Source organism: bacterium, from assembly GCA_041648665.1.
In the GTDB taxonomy this organism is placed as follows: domain Bacteria; phylum UBA10199; class UBA10199; order 2-02-FULL-44-16; family JAAZCA01; genus JAFGMW01.
The window spans coordinates 1-19,205 of sequence record JBAZOP010000025.1 but is presented as its reverse complement, the minus strand read 5'-3'; the positions used below and the strand labels follow the sequence as shown (position 1 = coordinate 19,205).

Sequence of the window (19,205 nt, the reverse complement as noted above, 5' to 3'; positions counted from 1 at the left end):
AGCACCGATTTAAGGGGTGAACAGTCGATGGCAATCAACGGACTTACCGAGAGGCGCCGCCTCCCCAGAGCCGGGAAGATCAGGCTCGGGGAGAAGCGCATCAGCCAGAAGTCGGGCAACCCATACCCGGCTGCTACGGATTATTTCGTCTGGCCCGATGAGTACAAGGAGGCCCTGACGGAGCTGTTCGGGGAAAAGGCGCGGGAGATGGATATCATGTTCCCCACTGAGGACCTCGAGCAGATATCCCCTCAGTACCTCCGGAGGTACGGCACGTCCGGCCTGCTGTGCCGGGGGGACGGGGTTATGGCCGAGTGCGTGAACCAGGAGACGGGGGAGTGGGTAGAGATCGAGTGCAACCCGGAAGAGTGCCCCTACTTCAGCCCGTCGGACCCGTCCAAAAAGAGCTGCAGACAGGTACTAAACCTGCGCTTCATAATCCCGCAGCTTATCTCGGAGGGCGTGTGGCAGCTTGATACGTCGAGCTATAACTCGATCATCGCCGTCAATTCCGCGATCGACTATATCCGAGGATTAATTGGCAGGGTGTCCATGATACCCTTGAGGCTCCGGGTTATCCCCCGCGAGGTACAGCCCGATGGCAAGAAAAAGATCGTCTATGTCCTGGACCTCAAACTCGGTGCGCAACTCGGCTTGCGGGAGCTGCAGGCGCTGGCCCAGGCGGGAGACCGACCGCTCCTTGCGCTTCCCTCCCTGGATGACCATGTACCCCCTGATGATCTCTTCCCGGTGGAGGCTTCTTCTTTTGCCAACTCAAATGAGGAGCAGGAAGAGGAGGTGGAGACCTCCCCCGATCTCGCCGGCGACCTCGAGGCCAAGGAGGAGACACCCTCCCAGCTGGACTCAGACATCGCCGATCTGGTAGCAGAGCTTCGCCTCAAGCCCGCCCAGGTGACCCTCAGGTGGAAGAAGGTGCAGGGGGACAAGGAGGCCATGCTCGAACTGTTAACCGCAGAGTATGATAGTAACGGTAAGCAGCCGGGGGAATCCCCTAAGCCCTCCAACCCGGAGGCACATACGCCGCCTTCACGGCCCGACAGTACGCCATCTCCCCCGGCTGCATCTAAAAAAACGGGGTGGCTGATATGAGACTGGAACACGCCTCATATTCCGCCCTTAACCTCTATGGCCAGTGCCCCTTGCGCTTCAAGATAGAGCGGGTGGAGAAGCGCAAGGCCCCGGACACCCCGCCGCTCAGGATAGGTTCGGCTGTCCACGCGGGGATAGCCGCCTACATCCGCCACCTGCAGGAGGATAACCTGCAGACCGACATCACCTGGTCGGATGAGGCTCTTGAGGCCGCAGCAGCCGCGATGAAGGCGGAGAAGCGCACCCTTTCGGCGGACGAGTGGGAGGAAGTGGGGCAGATATTCGCATCCTTCATATCCTCCCACATGTTCGACCCGTCCTGCATCGCCGAGGTCGAGAAGCGGGAGAAGATACCCCTGGATGGCCTGGCCTTCTGGACCGTGATCGACTTCTTGGAAGTGGAGGACGGCCAGGCGAAGCTCAGGGACTGGAAAAGCTCGTGGCGGGTCCCCTCCCAGGCCGAGGTCAGCAAGGACTTCCAGCTCCGGGTTTACGCCTGGGCGGTGAATAAGCTGTACGGCTTCGACAAGGTCCGCTGCGCCCTGGACTTCGTGCGGCACGGGGCGGTGAGGGAAGTCATGATAGGCCCGGAGGATATAGCCGCCACCGAGAAGCGCATCCTTGAGACCATAGAGGCCATCGAGGCCGAGACCGAGTGGGCGCCCACCCCCGGTTCCCATTGTTCATATTGCCCTTGGGCGTCAGGGTGCCCGGCAGTAGAAGGAGATGACCCGGAGGAACTGGCGGGGCTCATCCTGGTCCTGGAGGCACAGCTCCGGGAGGCGCAGGCGAAGCTCAAGGCATATTGCGTGGAACATGGCCCCGTTGTAGTGGGAGGGGAACGGTTCTCCTATTTCGACAGCCATGGCCTGAAGGCTACGGACGTCATCGCCGTCTCCCGCTTCATAGAAATGCGCGGGCTCGACCCTGCCGCCTACTTCTCCATCAACAACAAGAAGCTGCAGCCACTGTTGCGCGACAAGGTGTTTGCGGCGGAGATAGAACCCTACACGGAAGAGACGATATCCACGTCGTTCCGGCACAAAAAGGCGGGTGGGGATTGATGGTTTTTACTAGGCCTGGCGCGGCAGGAACGGCCCGGCCTGGCCGGGCGAGGCATGGCGCGGCGGGGCCGGGCTTGGCAAGGCGTGGCAGGGCATTTAATTAAAAAGGGGTGAGAGAGATGGCGAGTAAAAACGTGGAGACGCTGGCAATCACGCCGCCTAATTTTGGGGTGGTGGAACTGGGGATAGAGGGCATGGCGCCCTATGTCCAGCTCAAGTTCAGCGCAAAGGCAAAGGGCGCGATGAGGGAGAAGATGGAAGCTGGCTCTCAGGGGAAGAAGGGCAACAAGAAAACCGCCCGGGACTTCGATGATGATTACCGGCAGGCCCTTCATCAGAGCGCTGACGGATGGTACGGGATACCATCAATGGCAATCAAGGACGCAATGGTGACGGCTTGCTCTCTCCCCGCAGTGGACTTCCACATGACGAAGGCTCGTATGGCCCTATTCCTGGAGCAGGACGGGGTGGACGCCGAGGATGGTACGCCGCTTATCAAAATCAAGGGCGCCCCGGAAGCAGTTACCCATCATGTACGCAACGCGACGGGCGTAGCTGATCTGCGCGTCCGGGCCATGTGGCGCGAATGGTCCGCCACGGTTCGTATCCGATTCGACCAGGACACCTTCAGCCTACAGGACGTAGTGAACCTGCTGTCCCGTGCTGGGATGCAGGTCGGTATAGGTGAAGGCCGCCCCGCCTCGAAGAAAAGTAAGTGCGGTATGGGGTGGGGCATGTTCCAAGTAAAGGGGGAAGAAACATGAGCGTGTTTGATGAACTGGAAAAATTATCTCGGAAACACAAGGGGGCATTACGGCCTAGAGATGTGGTTAATTTTGCACGCGATCCAAAGACGGCGCTGCATGAGCATTTTGAGTGGGACGACAATCTAGCGGCGGAAGAATACCGGCTTGAGCAAGCCCGCAAGATAATCCGCGTGCAGATAATCCAGTTAGATGGTCACCCCCTGCCGATAAGGGCCTATGTATCGCTGGAAAAAGACCGGGGCCGAGATAGCTACCGGCCGATAACGCGGGTGCTGGAAGACAAGATGCTGCGGGCTGAGTTGATGGCCCAAGCCCTCAGGGAAGCAAAGGCATGGGCGCTGAGATATGAGCAGCTAGAAGAGTTGGCGGAAGTGTTTTCGGCAATAGAAAAGATAGCATCATGAAGATAACCACCATCAAGCTCAAGGATTTCCGCAACCACCTCGAGACCGAGATAGACCTGGCCCCTCTCACCATCATCAAGGGGAACAACGCAGCGGGCAAGACGAGCATAAGGCACGCGATAGAGGTAGCACTCACCGGTCGGGCCGAGTTCACCGACCGTGGCGGGCGCGGCCTTTCTGACGCCCTCCGGGTGGGAGCGAAAAAAGGGCTGGTCGTCGTTGCCATCGACGAGCTGGGGGAGGTGGCGCGGTCCATCTCCCCCTCCGGCTCTTCGCTCCAGGTATCGGACTGGACCGGCACCGCCACCGCCCAGCAGGACCTTCTCTACTCAAAGCTCGGGGCCGACGCCGACCTTATCGCCGCCCTCCTCAACGTGAGCCAGTTCATCACCCTGCCCCCCCGCGAACAGAAGGAGATGCTTTTCCAACTAGCCCGCCCGGAGATATCCGCGGGCCAGCTCATGGGGGCGGTGAACGACTACGCCGAGTCTCAGGGCGCCGGCAACCTCCTGGACGAGCTGCGGTCGCTCATCGCCACCCCCGAGACCGTCGGCCCGGACTGGCTGGACCAGGCGTACAAGCTCATCTTCGAGGCGCGCAAGGAGGCGAAGAAGGAGAGGGATACCCTTTCTGGCAAGCTGGAGGGGATGGAGGTGGCGGAGGATGTGCCCCCCGCCGGCCAGCTGCCCGAGCTGGAGCGGCAGATAGCCGAGCTGACCACGCTGAGGGAGAACCACTTAAAAAAGGTCGCCGCTGCCGAGGCCGCCGGGGAAAGGCGCGCAAGCCTGGCCGAGCGGGAGCAGAACATCAAAAACAGCATCGAGGCCCTGAGCCTGCCCATGGAGAACTCGGGGGAGGACCCGGAGGAACTCGCGGCTGCCCTGGAAACCCTGGAAGCCAGGCTGGAAGAAGCCAGGCGGGCGAGCTACGAGGTCCAGGGGGAGATAAAAGGGATTGACTCGGCCCTGCCCGCCCTGAAGGACTGGGACGGCTCCTGCCCTCTCGCCCCAGGCCTCATCAAGTGTGCCATAACCGCCACCGAGCGCAAGGCCCTCATTAAGGACCTCGGCACCAAGCGCAAGGCCCTGGTGAAGAACCACGAAAAGGCTATGAAGGAAGCGGCCTCAGTCGAGGGAGAAAAAGAGGAAGTAGCCGAGAGAATAGTCGAGGCCGAACGGACGGAGAAGAACGCCGAGTACCTGGAATCCCTGGAGAAGGAGCTTGAGTCCGTCCAGGCCGAACTGGCCGCGCTCCCCGAGGCGGTGGGGCTGGACCTGGCCCGCTCAGAGATCGCCAGCCTGGCCGAGCGCATCGACCGCGGCAAGGATATAGCCGCCCGCATGAAGGTGGCCGCAGAGGCCGCTGAGAGGGCCGAGAAGGCCGCATCTGAAGCGACAGAGGCAACCGCCCGTGCCGCCCGCCTGGAGCACCTGGCCACCCTGTTCGGCCCCACCGGCATCAAGGCGAAGCTGCTCTCAAAGACCATGGGGGCCGTGATCGAGCGGTCCGCGGAAAACCTCTCCCTCTTGACCGGGGGCCTGTACGAGCTGGACGCCCGGTCCGACCCCGACTTCCATCTCGTCGTCAACGGCACCATCGAGATGCGCCAGCTCTCCACGTCGGAGAGGATGAGGGTAGGGATAGCCTGCGCGGAGGCCCTGGCCCACGCGAGCGGGCTCAGGCTGCTGGTGATAGACGACGTGGAGATCCTCGACGTGGGCAACCGCGGCCTGCTGAGTGAATGGCTGAGGGAGAGGATGGCGGACCACGATACCATTCTCGTCCTCAGCACCGCGGAGGAGGCCCAGGACCCCGGAGTCGAGGGGATAAGGACATACTGGGTCCAGGCCGGGGAAGTCAGGGCTGTGGAGGCCGTGGGGGTGGGGGCATGATCCCGAAAAATTGTCCAGAAAAGTATAAGTGGTGCCCCCTGATAGATGAACCATGCAAAGCAAGTGATTCAAGCAATAGCCCATGTATTTTTTGGAATTATTTGAAGGGGCAAGATGGCTGCATGTTAAAAAACGCCGTTATATCTATCCTTTCTATCGCTAAATCATTGAGGGAGGAGAAAGACATATGAGCACCATGGACGAACTAACCCGGCTTGCCTATGACGTCTGGTTCGCCTCCCCCGCCCCCGGCAGTGATGCCCCCTGGTTCTGCCGGGTCGAGTTCAGGGATGGGGGCGGCAAGCGCAGGATGAGGGGGTGCGTGGGGGACACGTGGGAAGAGGCGGCCCAAAGGACGCTAGGGGACCTGCGGGAGGCACTGGGGGAGATCTCCCATGCCTGACACCCTCATAAACCCCATCTTTCACCTGGCCCTGTTCGGCCTTATCTACCTGTCTGGATACCTGTACCTGCGCGCGAAGGACCGCCGACAAAGCTGACCGGAAGGAGAGGCTTTGAAGGAAGAGCCCCGTCTCTGCGACGACTGCCAGATGCGCCCCGGCATCCGTTACTGCCCCTGCGGCACATGGGTATGCGCTGAGTGTTGGAAGGCGGGACATAGGGACTGTGAGAGATAGGGGGGGAGATGAACGGTAGAGAAGTGGTGTTTTGTAAAGATTGCGTCCATTATGCGGGCGTGTTCGAGGAGGTAGGGTGTACGGGCATACCGATTGTCCACTATCGCTGTGCCCGCAAGGCACGTTTCAAAACCATCTATACAACGGGGACAACCTACCGTACCAACCTTAAATATTGCACACCGAACAGGCGAGGTCATTGTCGCTATTACCAAGCAGTAGGGGAGGTGGAGCAGGTGGATGACATCACCCGCTGCCCCCTATGCGGTCGTGCTGTAAGGGTAGTAGGCGGTGACTCATGGGACGGCCCCGGCGGTAAGACCCGCTACTATGAACCCGCCACCTGCCCCGAGTGCGGGGGGGCATGACCTGGGGATCGGACGGGTGGTATTGCGAGGGGTGTGGGTGGTTTGAGGAGGCAAAGTGATGTCCCGTGTACCGAACGTAAGCAAATCCCTTACAAATCATGCACCCGGTATGCACGATTGCAGGGATAAAACCTTCATTACATATCCGTAAGTATAGGGGGGAAGCTTCGAGTATGCGTATTTATCGGTGCGTAACGATAAACCGGGATTATACTCTAGGGTATAACTTTTAGCGTGTCGCTGAAACACTAGGAGGTAGTGAAAATAAAACTAAGGGTTAGCAAACAGAGAGGGGGATAGATGGCACGTGCTGGATCGTGGATAAAGTTTTACCCGGACGATTGGAACAATGACGTCGCCCTGATGTCGTGCTCCCTGAAGTCGCAAGCGGTGTTTATCCGACTGTTTTCTGTCCTCATAAGGTCCGAACCGTACGGGTTTTTAGTTCAAAATGGATGCAAAATGAATGCAAAACAGCTATCAAACGTACTCGGACTGAACACAAAACAGATTCAAAATGCGCTCGATGAGTTGTTAAAAGCGGGCGTGTTGAAACAGGACAAGAGGGGCATCTATTCCAAGAGAATGGTACTTGACCAGCAGAGACGGGAGCAGGCCCAGGAATATGGTAAGAAGGGTGGGAATCCATGGTTGGTTAAGGGTGGGGTTAAGGGTGGGGTTAACCCTATGGATAACCTAGATACAGAAGCAGATACAGATACAGAAGCAGAAGCAGATACAGAGGGTAAACCTTCCGACCTCTTTTCAGCCATCCCGGAATCCGTAAAGACCAGACTCCGGGGATGGATTCACAACTCCAACGCGGTATGGAATGGGGTGGCCCTGGAGGCCGCGAACGGCACACCCGAGGAATGGTTACTGGCCGCCATAGAAGCCGCCGAGAACGCGAACGCCTGTAAGTGGAGCTACCTCAAGGCGGCGATCGCCGGTATCAAGGCTGACGGAGGCCCGGGGCCGAAGAAGACCAAACCCGCCGGACAACCCGCCTACACCTTCGGCACCCTGAACGCTGTCTGTGCCGTTTGCGGCGTTGAGGATATATGCGAGAAGCGAAACGGAGAATGGCTGTGCGAAAAATGTTATAAGCGGGAGGCCACGGCATGATAACCATCACCTTCGAGGGCAGAATACCATCGAAGAAGAACTCCCGCGTAAAACCCCGCAACTGTAATTTTACAATCCCCTCCCCCGAATACTTCGAGTGGCAGGATTACGCACGTTGGCAGGCCCGGCTCGCCTGGCGAAAGCCGCCAACCGGTAAGCCCGTCACCCTCAGGGTAGTGACATCGTGCCGTAATGACATCGACAACTTGATGACATCGGTGATGGATGCCATGGAGGGGATTATCTATCACGATGATAAACAAGTGGTAACCGTAGGGGGTAAGAAGGTGCCCAAAGACGGGCCGTACATGACGGTCGTGGAAGTGGAGATCATGGATGGCTGAAAACCTCTGCCCCCTTGCCGCTGAATGCCTCACCCGGGACCAGGAGAAGGCTCTGGTGGAGATGAGGCTCATGGAGAGGATAGGCAAGGGTGGCGGCGTGATAAAGCTCTTTTGGGATGGAAGGAGGTGGAAAATAACCATAGTCCGCAAGTGATCGCATAGGGCAGCGTCGAGCCCGAGCGAAACGTGGGGCTCTTACCCTCCGGGGTGGGAGTCCCCTTTTTATGGAGGTGACCTAAAAATGCGAAGACAGCTTATCGCAGGAATGACGGCCCTGGTGCTGCTCCTGTTTATCTGGGCCGTGTTTACCGCTCTTATCCATGGGGCCGAGGTGGAGAAGCTGAAGACCGAGAACGAGTCGCTGGGGCACCAGCTGGCGGAGGCCGTGGAGAAGTTGGCCAGGCTCACGGCCTGGATGGACGAGATGGGACTGCCGATAGAGGTTGAGCTTAAAAAACCGCCCGCCGTAGAGGATGAAGGGGAACCCCTCACCCCCGAGGAGGCTTCGCCGGCCTCCGATTTCTCGGTGGCGGGCCTAACATATTCGGTTCCGCAGCAGGAGCCGCGCGTCGAGATATACCTGGGGTGGCGGGAGAAGTACCCCGAGGGCTATGCCAACCTTATCAGCTGGGGCCGGATGATCCTGCGCGGCGATCCCCTGCCCGACATATTCAGACCGCAGGGGATGGACCCGGCTATGGCGGAGGCCTCCCTCATCGCCCACGCCGGCCACGAGATCGACTGCTATCTCATGCACTACCCCCGCTCCCCACTTAACGGCTATGGGCGGGAGTTCGCTCTGGCGGGAAATAAATACGGGGTGAGCCCCTACCTGCTGGTCGCCCTGACCGCGGCAGAATCGACCTTCGCCACCGACGGCAGCCTGTCCCGCATCAATCACAACGCCTGGGGGATGCTCGGGCCGAACGAGTTTACAAAGGCGGCGGGGATCCCCATCCACAACAGGGGGTGCTGGTGGCCCGACTGGCCCACGGCGATAGACGGCGCGGCTCAATTTCTCAATCACTTCTGGCCCGGCGCACAGACGGCGCATGACTGCCGGGGGTATTGCGCGGGAAATCCCGCTGACTGGTTCAGGAACGTGGAGACGGTGAGAAAGGGAATGGAGGGGTGAGGTGATGCTTTTTAAACGTGCATATGAGAAGGGATACGAGGCCGGCATGAAGGAGGGTGCGAGGATTGCGGTGGATGTGCTGAACGAGACAATAGCCACCCTGGCAAAAAAGGCTGAGGAGGATATCAAGGTGGGCGGGACGGACGAAGGTGAGGACGATGAGGATTGACCCGCACGTACTGGACCGGGCCGCTGAGCGCATGAGGGAAGTAGCTCAGGCCCGCACCGCCTGGCGCGTCACGGCCAAGTTAGGCATGGACCCTCGGCAAGGCAGATATGCCCGCACTTGGATAGGCCCGCTGCCCGTCTTCCTCGGCGCGAACCACCGCTGGCTGGACTGCCGCAACTGGATACTCGGCAGGCCGAAGATGCTGTGTTCAAGGAGGTAAGGTGAATGGATAACAGCAACCTGGCGGCACAAGTCCTACGCTCGCAGGCCATGGCGGGCATGCGGGAGATGATGAAGAGGATGGCCTGGGAGGTCTTCGATGAAGAGATACGGCCGCTGCTGGAGAAGATGGTGAGGGAGGCGGTGGCAGAGGCTATGCAGCCGCAGGTGATCACGGTGGGATTCGAGGGAGAAGAGGTAACGGGCCGCGTAGATGCTGAATGGGTGGTACTTCCCGAACCCGCTCCCCCCGTTGACCCTGACCCCGCGCTGCGCTCGCCCGCTGATGCGGAACCCCTCGAGAAGAAGCGCAGGAGATGGTGGAGGTGAAAAACACGACCATGAACCAGGCGAAGCGGATCCTGGAGACACACTCGGCCGCGGAGATCGCGGCGGCGCTCGACATCAAGAGCGGCAACATCTACCCGCTGCAGTCGGGCAAACGGGTGCTGACTGAGAAGATGGCGGCACGGATAGTGGGCGCGTTCGGTAGCAAAGCGAAAGAGGGCAAGACCGGGGGGAAGGATGTCCCTAAACCACCCCCCACGGAGAAGAACCGCGCCGGCCAGGGGACCAACAATGTAGCCCGGGAGGCGGATGCTTTCCTGGCGGAGATCCACAAACAGGAGGAGCTGGAGAAGTTCGGGTCCATCGCCCGCCATGTTATCTCCAAGGTCGTCAAGGAAGAGGTCCTGCCTGCCCTGAACGAGAAGATAGCACGAGCGATGGATGCGATAAACAACGCCGTTCCCCCTCAACCCATGATGCTCGAGGCGGAGGATGCGCGCTTCCCCGCTGTGCTCATCATCCCCCTCTACCCGGAGCCCGGCGATGAGACCCCTTGAACACGCCCTGGCCGCCCTCGGCCTGCTGGCCCTTTTGTGCATCATCGCTTTCCTCATTGACCAGTTCTACCAAAGGCGGATACGGCCCATCCATTTTCTGATGTGGCAAATTAGGACGTTTAAGGGGGCATTATGACTGCCGCCGCCCTCAGACGCCATGATACCAGGGACAAGCGGATAGAGCGTCTCGAGGCGGAGAATAAACAACTGCGGGACGAGAACCGCAAGCTGAGGGAGAAGCCAGCCTGCACCCCACCGCCCGAGTTCATGGCCGCATACGAGGACGCATGGGACAGAGCCTTCGGCAGGGGGAAGCAGTGGGTGCATGAGTCAACCTGCGGCGGCACCTTCTCAATCAAGCGTCGATCCTTTCGCGGGGTGCTCAAGGATGAGCGTGGGTTGGATGACATACTCATGCTCGACCGGCTATTCCGGGCGTTGGCTATAGCGGTGCGTCTCGAGGCGGGGAGACGGGACGATATAGCTGCATGGCACAAGGACGTAGATCGGCTGACCGGGGGGTGGAGGGAACGATACAAGAAAGGGGCTTGACAGCCGCGAAAACTTATATAACAATTGGGATATTGATACTGACCGGGGAAAGTCTTTCTTTTCTTCCCGGTCTTTTCTTTTCCCGGAACCAAGCGGCGCACCGACTAAAATCAATCACCAGGGCAGGCCAGCCTACAGGGCTCGGGCCGTAAGACCGTAAGAAGGCGACCCCTTCAATTAACATGAGGCCGCGTGCGCCGCTTTAATCTTATGGACGTCCAACCCATACCCAAACCCGTGAGGGTAAAAGACGGAGGCCTGCTCAGTGCATACCGTGAGGCCCATCCCTTTTGCGAGATGTGCGGCAAGCCCGCCTCAAAGACTCCGCACCACCTGGTCAGCCGGGGCTCGGGGGGGCCGGATTCCGAGGACAACGTGGTAAGCCTCTGCCCCTGGTGCCATGCTCGGGCGCACACCGAGGCGGCTTTCGCTCGCAGCGTGGAGGAGACGAAGTGGCGAAGAAGAGGCCGATAGAGTTTATGGCTACGCTGGCTCCCATAGCCACTGCCGTTAAGTTCGACGGCTGCAAGGAGGGGGGCCGGGTGACATTGGAGGTCCCCGAGTCGGACATAGCCGCCCTCGCCATGATGCTGAGGCTGAGGGAGACGGTGTTTAGGGTGACCGTGGAGGAAGTGGAAGACGATGGCGAAGAATGGTAACAACGGCAAGGGCGGCAGGCCCCCCATAACCATACGGTGGGACGAGTTCGAGAAGCTGTGCGCGATGCAATGTACCGAAGAGGAGATAGCGAGCTGGTTCGGCTGTTCCGTCGATACCGTCGAGCGCAGGTGTAAAGAGAAGTATAAAGCCTGTTTTGCGGAGGTATTTGCAGAAAAAAGGGGTGCGGGTAAGGTCAGTCTCAGGCGGGCGCAGTGGCAGGTCGGGGTAAAGGGCAATGTCACCATGCTGATATGGCTCGGCAAACAGTACCTGGGGCAAAAGGACAGGCAGGAGATCGAGCATGGCGGCAACATCGAGGTCCTCTTCCCCGAGAGCATGAAGGATGGCTAGGCTAGACCTCCGCGAATACACCAACCGCAGCTTCGACCCCTTCTTCGCCTGCCGGGCCAGGGAGCTTGTCTGTTACGGGGGGGCGGGTGCAGGCAAGTCCTACGCGGTGGCGCAAAAGCTGATCATGAAGGCCCTACTCTACCCCGGCAGCCGCATCGCCGTCATCCGCAAGTTCGGCCCGAGCCTGAAGAAGACCTGCTGGGAACTGACCATAGGCCTGCTGGACAAGTACGGCATACCGTATAAGCCGAACCTCTCGGACCTCACTATCGAGCTGGGGCAGTCCAAGATGGAGTTCATGCCCGTGGTCAACTCGTCCGGGGAGCCGGCTGAACGCCTGAAGTCCATGACCGACATCACGGACATCTGGGTGGAGGAGGCCACCGAGATCACCCCGGAGGAATACCGCCAGATAAGGCTGAGGCTGAGGGGGGAGGAGCTGACCGAGGGGTACAGGCAGATCGTCCTGTCCTTCAACCCCATCGACCGCAACCATTGGATATACGCCTACTTCTTCGAGGGGGACCGGGGGGAGAAGCAGAAGTATACCTACAAGGATAACCGCTTTATCGACTCGGACTACAAGGCCGAACTTGAAGGGCTCAAGGGCGAGGACGAGATACTCTACCACGTTTACACCCTGGGGGACTGGGGGGTGCTGGGGAAGATCATCTACACCCGCTACGAGATCGCCGAGTTCGACCACCCGGCTGGTTATTACGATGAGCTTCTGGCAGGCTGTGACTTCGGCTTCGTCCACCCCTCGGCGGTGGTGTTCATGGGGCTCAAGGAGAAGACGGCCTATATCATCGATGAGATATACGAGCGCAAGCTGATAACCGCCGAGCTTGTCGACCGCATCGGCGAAAAGCAGGAGGAGCACCGCCTGGCCCCCGCCATCTTCTGCGACTCCGCCGAGCCTGGCCGGATAGAGGAGATGACCCGGGCGGGCCTCAACGTCTGGCCCGCGGACAAGAACGTGGCGGACGGGATAGACACGGTGAAGGGCTACAGGCTCGTCATCCACCCCCGCTGTGTCTCCACCATCCGGGAGATACGGAGCTATGCCCGCAAGAAGGACAGGGCCGGGAACGTGCTTGAGGAGCCGGTGAAGGCGAATGACCATGCTTGCTTATGCGCGGGCACGATGATTGAAACCGATCACGGCGGAGTGCCCATAGAGGACATAAGGCCGGGGGACATGGTGCTGACCCGGAAGGGGTACAGGGCGGTGATCGAATCCGGCATCACGGATATGAGCGCCGAGGTAATGCGCGTTGAGTTTTCTGACGGGAGGGAGCTTACGGGGACTGGCAACCATCCGGTGTATGTCCTTGATAAAGGATATAGCGGATTGCGCGCTTTGCGTTATGGTGATAGCATTGAACCAGTAGAAGTATGGAAGGAAGGATTGGTTCAATGCGCAAGAACGCTACGCGGGGAGAAGTCGTTACCTACAAGGGAATCCGTTTCAGAAGATATCCAGATGCCAAGGACTCGTCTAGCCGAAACTATTTTACACCCGGCATCCAGGATAGACTCAACGGCGTCAAGAGATTGCATCAGGAAATCTGGGAAGATCACCACGGCCCCATACCGCAGGGCTACCATGTCCACCACAAGGACGGCAACCCCCTTAACAATGATATTGAGAACCTTGAGTGCCAGCCTTATGTTGAGCATCTGGGCAACCACCTCAGGGAAAACCCGAGGGAAGTTTCCGAGGCGGCAAGGGCGGCAGCAGCCGAGTGGCACCGGTCAGAAGAGGGACGGGCTTGGCATAGCGAGCTTGGCAAGCTGGCTTGGGAAAATTGCGGTTACGTCCAGAAGGTCTGCGAGCATTGCGGTATCGAATATGAAGAGCCCACAACAGGAGCCCATTCAAGGTTCTGCTCGAATGCCTGTAAGTCTGCTTGGCGCAGGGCCAAGGGGATCGACGATGAAACTAGGATATGCGCGTTCTGCAACCAAGAGTTCATCGTCAACAAATATTCAAAGAAAAGATTCTGCTCTCGTTCATGTGCGGCGAGTGATTACTGGGCTGGGAAGAAAGCCGGTCTATAACCTCTCCGTCGAAGAACCCCACGAGTATTTCGCTAATGGCGTATTGGTCCATAACTGCGATGCTATTCGCTACGCCCTCCACTCCTATGAGCGGGAGATGTTCAAGCGGGGGCAGCAGCAGGCGGCGACGGTAGTGTACGAGGACCGGGTGGAGATAAGCCCGGTGTAGAAATGAAGGGCCGGTATCTTGATCAGAGATACAGGCCCACAGGCGGGGATTCGAACCCCTCAATCGTACGTCTACGAAAGATCGCCGACCGACCCTAACTAGATTGTAATACGTGGGATGCGATTCCATCAACCAGTTTAAGGAGGAAACCATGGCCAAGGGAACGCCGGTAAGGAACGGATCGGGCAGGGGCACAGGCGCCAACCAGGGCCGCGGGGGCTGCAAACCGCCCAGTGGGGGAAGAAAGGGAGCCAACCGTTAATGCCCTCCAAGCGTGAATTGCAGGAAGCCCACCAGGCCGAGATAGAGACGCTTGCCGAATCCTATGGGGTGGAGTATGCCAACCTCACCGAGCGCATAGCATCCCTCGAGCTGGCCCTGGAGGACACGGGCTGGTTTCAGTTGTCCATGGAGGGGGATAGCCAGTTTTCCCGGGCGGGCCTGAGAAAGATCGCCAAGCTCGCCCGCATCTTCTACCTGAAGAACCCCCTCATCCAGCGGGGCGTGGAGGTCCAGGCCTTCTACGTCTTCGGCCAGGGGGTCACCATCTCCGCCGAGGCTGCCCCGGTGAACGAGGTCATACAGCGTTTTGTGACCAGCAGGCGCAACCAGGCCGAGCTGTTCGGGCACCAGCAGATGCTCGCGAAGGAGATAGACCTGCAGGTCGAGGGGAACCAGTTCTTCTGCCTTTTCACCAACCAGGCTAACGGGGACGTGACGGTAAGGACCATCCCCCCGGGTGAGGTCAACCGCATCATCAAGAACCCGGACGACCGCCGGGAGACCTGGTTTTACGAGCGCACCTACAACCGCTCGGGCTTCAACCCCTACTCGGGCGCAGACATGAGCCAGCTGGTGACCGAGTATTATCCCGACATCGGCTATGAGCCGGAGGAGCGGCTGGAGTCCATCGGCGGCAAGCCCATCTACTGGGACCGCCCCGTCTACCAGGTGAAGGAGACCGGGCTGTCGGACATGGACTTCGCGGTCCCCGCGGTCTACTCCGCCCTGGACTGGGCGCGGGCCTACAAGGACTTCCTCAGTGACTGGTCCACCATCGTCCGGGCCTATGCCAAGTTCGCCTGGGCGCTGACCACCAAGGGGGGGACGGCGGGGGTAGCCGCTGGCAAGGCCAAGCTCGATACCACCCTGGGGACGTCTTCAGGGGAGACCAACCCGCCGCCGCTCACCGCTTCCACCTTCATCTCCACCGAGGGGGTCAAGCTGGATGCGGTAAGGACGGGGGGCGCCACCACCTCCGCCCAGGACGGCAGGCGCCTGCTGCTCATGGTGGCCGCCGCCGTGGGCCTGCCGGAGACCTTCTTCGGGGACGTCAGTGTGGGGACGCTCGCCACGGCTAAATCTTTGGACCGTCCGACCGAACTCAAGTTCGTCTCGCGGCAGAAGCTGTGGGCCTCGGTCTTCTCCACTCTCTGCGGGTACGCCATCGTCCAGGCCGTTAAATACGGGGACCTGGACGGCCACCTCGTTTACTCAGAGGACGATGAGGACGAGCCCCCCGGTGTCGAGCTGGGGCCGGACCCCGAAACCGGGGAGGACATGCGGGCCGAGGTCACCTGCGACTTCCCGCCCATCCTGGAGCACGACCCGGACGACGCTATCAAGGCGATAATCTCAGCTGCCACCCTGGACGGGAAAGCCCCCGCGGGGACCATCCCCGACCTGAAGACCCTCTCCCGCATGCTGCTCATAGCCCTGGACGTGGAGAACATAGACCAGCTGCTCGACGACATGTTCCCCGAGGGGGAGCCGGGGGAGGCCGAGCAACAGATGGTGGCGGCGGTAACGGAAATGAGGGACGTCCTTGCTGACGTTAGACGCGCTCTCTCGGCTGACTGAGGCCATAGACGCCTTCCTGGAGGCGGTCTCCCGGGCGGACAAGCTGAGGGTAGTGGAACCTGCCGAGCGCAAGATAGAGAAGCTCATGAGCAGGCTGTTCAGCGAGCAGGGCCGGGTGTTCGCAAGGGAGCACGAGCGCTATAAGGCCGAGTACCCCATGGAGGAATCGGCCCGGGACGAGCTTGAGAAGATCATGGCCGCAGTCTCCGGCGCCACTGCGGAAGAGATGTCTATGGGGCTGGTGGAGATACTGGGACCGGTGATGGACGAGGCGGCCAAGGACTTCATCGCCCAGTTCGGCGCGGAGGACTTCGCCGAGAAAGCCTTCAGTCTCGATAACCCAAAGGCGGTCAAGTTCTTAGAGGACCATGCCGCCAGTATGGTGACGAAGATAGACGCGACCACCCGGGACCAGATGAGGACCCTGCTAACCCACGCCGCCGATGAGGGCTGGTCTTACGGCAAGACGGCCAAGGCCATCAAGGACCGCTTCGACGGCTTCGCGGGCCTAAAGCCCCAGCTTCATATCGAGAGCCGCGCCCACCTGGTAGCGGTGACCGAGTCCAGGATGGCCTATGAGGAAGCCAACCTGCAGACGGCTTTAGGTCTCCAGGCCGCCGGTCTCGAGATGGAGAAGTACTGGATGAACTCGGGCGACTCCCGGGTGAGTGACGGCTGCAGAGATAACACCGCCGCGGGGTGGATACCGATAGATGAGGACTTTCCCTCCGGCGATGCGGCCTCCCCCCGCTTCCCCGGCTGCCGCTGCGACGTCCATTACAGGATGAAGGAGGACTGATGTTCACCCTCGATGACCCGCACCTCAAAGAGGTCGAGGATAAGGAGGCCTGGCTACGGGTGGCCAATGACACCTTCTCCCGGCAGAAGAAGCGCGGGGGCAAGGATGAGATGTGCGAGGCCCTGGCCATAGCTGCCGCGAACGCTCACGTCAAGGAGCTGAGGGAGGCCACATGGACCGCCGCATACATAAACGACCTCCCTGATTCCGCCTTCCTCTACATCGAGCCCGGGGGGGAGAAGGAAGACGGCAAGACCAAACCCCGCAGCCTGCGCCACTTCCCGGTCTATGACGAGGAGGGCAAGCTGGACCTGCCCCACCTCCGTAACGCCCTTGCCCGCATACCCCAGTCCAAGTTGGACGATAAGGCCAAGGCTAAAGCGCAGGCCAAGGCCGATAAGCTGGCCGAGAAAAACCTTTCGAGTCATAAGGAGAGTGCAGAGATGAAGGCAACGCTCAAGGAGGTGGCCGGCCTCAGCGTAAACGAGATGCTGGACCGGCTGCGCTTTGCGGTCAGGGAGAAGGCTGGGGTGGGCCGCACCGATGTTGACGGCCCCTGGGTAAAGGACACCTACGATGATTACCTGGTTTACGAAGTCGACGGCAAGCTCTTCAAGGTGACCTACTCATTCGGCGCGGACCAGCAGCCAACGCTCGGAGATCCCGTCGAGGTGCAAGAGGAAACAGATTACGTGCCGGTTGGAGCGGCCGAGTCAGCCGAGGCGGAGATAGAGGGCGACTTCGTGGCCCTCACCGAGAAGGCCGTATCCGATGACGGCATACTCCCGGTGAAGATCATCGAGCCCGGCTGGGGGGCGTCCGGCTACTACAGCCCGAACGTGCTGGAGAAGGGGGCTGCGGCTTACAAGGCCGGGACGAAGATGTACTGGGACCACCCCACCAGGACTGAGGAGCGGGAGAGGCCGGAGCGCTCCATCAGGGACCTTGCGGCTGAGACCATAGAGGACGCAGCCTGGGACCCCATGGGACCGGACGGTCCGGGGGTCTACGCCAGGGCTAAGGTCTTCGGCCCGTACCGGGACGCCGTGGAGGAGCTGGCCCCGCACATCGGTCTTTCACACCGCGCGCTCGGCACCCGCAAGCTGGGGGAGGCCGAGGGCCGCAAGGGGCCTATCGTGGAGAACATCGTGGCCGTGCGCTCGGTGGACTTCGTCACCACCCCGGGGGCGGGCGGGAAGATCGTGGAGATGTTCGAGGCGGCGAGGAAGGAAGAGGCTAAAGCCCATGACATAGAGTGGGGTGAAATCACGCTTGACGGGATAAAGCGCTCCCGGCCCGACCTCATCGAGTCACTGCGCTCCGAGATCAAGCAGGCCGTATACGCTGAGAAGAAGACCATGGAGGAGGTTAAGCGAATGAACGACGATGAAGTCCGGGAGCTGCAGGAGGCCAAGGCAAACCTCGAAGCGGAAAAGGAAAGCCTGCTCACCGAGGTAGGTCGCCTCCAGGAGGCCGAGACTTTCAGGGCCGCGGAGAAGATCGTCCGTGAAAAGGTCGGTGCTTCCGAGCTGCCCGAGATCACGAAGACCCGGCTCAATGAGAGCCTGGCCAAGAAGCCCATAGTAACCGACGGCAAGCTGGACGAAGAGAAATTCTCGCAGCACGTGGACGAGGCAATCAAGTCCGAAACAGAGTACGTAGCAAAGCTCACGGAATCCGGCAAGGTCAAGGGAATGGGCTCGGGCGGCGGAGAAGGAAACGGCACCCTCAAGGAGTCCCTCACGAAGCTGTATATACGCCAGGGCAAGACGAAGGAAGCCGCCGAGACGCTGGCTGAGGCCGCCGCGAACGCCCGCCGGTAATGGCCGACCCTACCGCTTACGATGCTACCAAGCATGAGGCGGGGGAGGAATGTTCGAGCACGAACGAAGGCCGTTATGTCTCGATCATCGAGTCGGTGCTCACCCACCCCTACCACGACGCCGGGCTTGACCTTGTCCGCAAGGGCGACCCCTGCGTGACCTTCGAGCTGTGCGGGGTGTCCATGGGCACGGCCACCGCTGTCACTGAAGCGGTGAACATCGACACCGAGGGCGTGTGGTGGCTCAACGTCGAAGCCTGGTTCTTCGGCGTGGACATCGACGTGGGCCAAAGGGTCTACATCGACCCCACTACCGCCGTAGTATCGGACGACATAACGGGTATGCCTTTCGGGTGGGCGCTCGGACCCGTTACCTACGAAGAGACCGAGCTGATAGCCGTGAAGGTACATAGTACCGAATGGCTGTTCTGGGTCTTCTGGTGGTTCTTCCAGGAGGAAGGACCCAAGTAACTAAGGAGGAAAATAAATGCCTGCACAGTACCTTGCGACCAACCAAACGGCTGGCAATGAGGCCAGCTCCACCTACGAGGGCCGGCACATCAACATCGAGGAGTCCTACCTCTCCCACCCGTACCACTCGGACGGGTTTGTGGACGCCGGCGACCCGGTGCTCCTGGGTGAGAACATCGTGGGGGTGGCGTTTGCGAGCGCGGCCGCCGCGACCGATCTCATAGCCATCGACACCGAGGGAATCTGGTATCTGAACGTCCTGGGCTGCGTCTCAGACGGTACCAGCGACGGTATCGCCCTGGCCCTGGCTCCCGGTGACCCGGTGTACATCAAGCGCACCCCGGGGACGGATGTCTATATCCTCTCCGGCCAGGCGG

Annotated in this window: 23 protein-coding genes; all 23 read left to right on the top strand. The window is 60.2% G+C overall.

The window, feature by feature from the left end; all coding sequences use genetic code 11:
* Positions 1-27 precede the first annotated feature (27 nt).
* Entirely contained in the window at positions 28-1,110 is a 1,083-nt protein-coding gene (locus WC683_09690; GenBank protein ID MFA4972874.1) for a hypothetical protein, read from the top strand.
* A complete protein-coding gene (locus tag WC683_09685) occupies positions 1,107-2,174 on the top strand; it encodes a PD-(D/E)XK nuclease family protein (GenBank protein ID MFA4972873.1) in 1,068 nt (355 codons plus the stop codon). The genes WC683_09690 and WC683_09685 overlap by 4 nt, the downstream gene beginning before the upstream one ends.
* Before the next feature lie 119 nt (positions 2,175-2,293).
* Positions 2,294-2,938, top strand: a complete 645-nt coding sequence (locus tag WC683_09680; protein ID MFA4972872.1) for a hypothetical protein — start codon at positions 2,294-2,296, stop codon at positions 2,936-2,938.
* Positions 2,935-3,345, top strand: a complete 411-nt coding sequence (locus WC683_09675; protein ID MFA4972871.1) for a hypothetical protein — start codon at positions 2,935-2,937, stop codon at positions 3,343-3,345. Before WC683_09680 ends, WC683_09675 begins: the two co-directional genes overlap by 4 nt.
* Positions 3,342-5,237, top strand: a complete 1,896-nt coding sequence (locus WC683_09670) for an AAA family ATPase (protein MFA4972870.1) — start codon at positions 3,342-3,344, stop codon at positions 5,235-5,237. Before WC683_09675 ends, WC683_09670 begins: the two co-directional genes overlap by 4 nt.
* Positions 5,238-5,424: 187 nt before the next feature.
* Positions 5,425-5,640 (top strand): hypothetical protein, encoded by a 216-nt coding sequence (locus WC683_09665; protein ID MFA4972869.1) that lies wholly within the window; start codon positions 5,425-5,427, stop codon positions 5,638-5,640.
* Between the two features lie 903 nt (positions 5,641-6,543).
* Complete coding sequence (locus WC683_09660) at positions 6,544-7,368, top strand: hypothetical protein (protein MFA4972868.1); 825 nt, start codon at positions 6,544-6,546, stop codon at positions 7,366-7,368.
* Positions 7,365-7,712: a RusA family crossover junction endodeoxyribonuclease gene (locus WC683_09655; GenBank protein MFA4972867.1), complete on the top strand. Its 348-nt coding sequence runs from the start codon at positions 7,365-7,367 to the stop codon at positions 7,710-7,712. Before WC683_09660 ends, WC683_09655 begins: the two co-directional genes overlap by 4 nt.
* On the top strand, positions 7,705-7,866 hold the full coding sequence (locus WC683_09650) for a hypothetical protein (protein ID MFA4972866.1): 162 nt from the start codon (positions 7,705-7,707) through the stop codon (positions 7,864-7,866). The genes WC683_09655 and WC683_09650 overlap by 8 nt, the downstream gene beginning before the upstream one ends.
* A gap of 87 nt (positions 7,867-7,953) precedes the next feature.
* Positions 7,954-8,847, top strand: coding sequence for a hypothetical protein (locus WC683_09645; GenBank protein ID MFA4972865.1), 894 nt, complete (start codon positions 7,954-7,956; stop codon positions 8,845-8,847).
* Between the two features lies 1 nt (position 8,848).
* Positions 8,849-9,016 carry a hypothetical protein gene (locus WC683_09640; protein ID MFA4972864.1) on the top strand — a complete coding sequence of 56 codons (168 nt, stop codon included), beginning with the start codon at positions 8,849-8,851 and terminating at the stop codon, positions 9,014-9,016.
* 31 nt (positions 9,017-9,047) lie between these two features.
* A complete protein-coding gene (locus WC683_09635) occupies positions 9,048-9,236 on the top strand; it encodes a hypothetical protein (protein MFA4972863.1) in 189 nt (62 codons plus the stop codon).
* Between the two features lie 5 nt (positions 9,237-9,241).
* Positions 9,242-9,565: a hypothetical protein gene (locus WC683_09630; GenBank protein ID MFA4972862.1), complete on the top strand. Its 324-nt coding sequence runs from the start codon at positions 9,242-9,244 to the stop codon at positions 9,563-9,565.
* Complete coding sequence (locus WC683_09625) at positions 9,562-10,080, top strand: hypothetical protein (GenBank protein MFA4972861.1); 519 nt, start codon at positions 9,562-9,564, stop codon at positions 10,078-10,080. Before WC683_09630 ends, WC683_09625 begins: the two co-directional genes overlap by 4 nt.
* 132 nt (positions 10,081-10,212) lie before the next feature.
* On the top strand, positions 10,213-10,632 hold the full coding sequence (locus WC683_09620; GenBank protein ID MFA4972860.1) for a hypothetical protein: 420 nt from the start codon (positions 10,213-10,215) through the stop codon (positions 10,630-10,632).
* Between the two features lie 452 nt (positions 10,633-11,084).
* A complete protein-coding gene (locus WC683_09615) occupies positions 11,085-11,291 on the top strand; it encodes a hypothetical protein (GenBank protein ID MFA4972859.1) in 207 nt (68 codons plus the stop codon).
* Positions 11,275-11,643, top strand: coding sequence for a hypothetical protein (locus tag WC683_09610; protein MFA4972858.1), 369 nt, complete (start codon positions 11,275-11,277; stop codon positions 11,641-11,643). Before WC683_09615 ends, WC683_09610 begins: the two co-directional genes overlap by 17 nt.
* A complete protein-coding gene (locus tag WC683_09605; protein ID MFA4972857.1) occupies positions 11,636-13,876 on the top strand; it encodes a PBSX family phage terminase large subunit in 2,241 nt (746 codons plus the stop codon). The genes WC683_09610 and WC683_09605 overlap by 8 nt, the downstream gene beginning before the upstream one ends.
* Before the next feature lie 261 nt (positions 13,877-14,137).
* Complete coding sequence (locus WC683_09600) at positions 14,138-15,736, top strand: hypothetical protein (GenBank protein ID MFA4972856.1); 1,599 nt, start codon at positions 14,138-14,140, stop codon at positions 15,734-15,736.
* Positions 15,702-16,535, top strand: coding sequence for a phage minor head protein (locus WC683_09595; GenBank protein MFA4972855.1), 834 nt, complete (start codon positions 15,702-15,704; stop codon positions 16,533-16,535). Before WC683_09600 ends, WC683_09595 begins: the two co-directional genes overlap by 35 nt.
* Positions 16,535-18,358, top strand: a complete 1,824-nt coding sequence (locus tag WC683_09590; GenBank protein MFA4972854.1) for a hypothetical protein — start codon at positions 16,535-16,537, stop codon at positions 18,356-18,358. Before WC683_09595 ends, WC683_09590 begins: the two co-directional genes overlap by 1 nt.
* Positions 18,358-18,828 (top strand): DUF2190 family protein, encoded by a 471-nt coding sequence (locus tag WC683_09585; GenBank protein ID MFA4972853.1) that lies wholly within the window; start codon positions 18,358-18,360, stop codon positions 18,826-18,828. The genes WC683_09590 and WC683_09585 overlap by 1 nt, the downstream gene beginning before the upstream one ends.
* A gap of 16 nt (positions 18,829-18,844) precedes the next feature.
* The coding region (locus tag WC683_09580) for a hypothetical protein (GenBank protein MFA4972852.1) at positions 18,845-19,205 on the top strand (361 nt) is incomplete at its 3' end.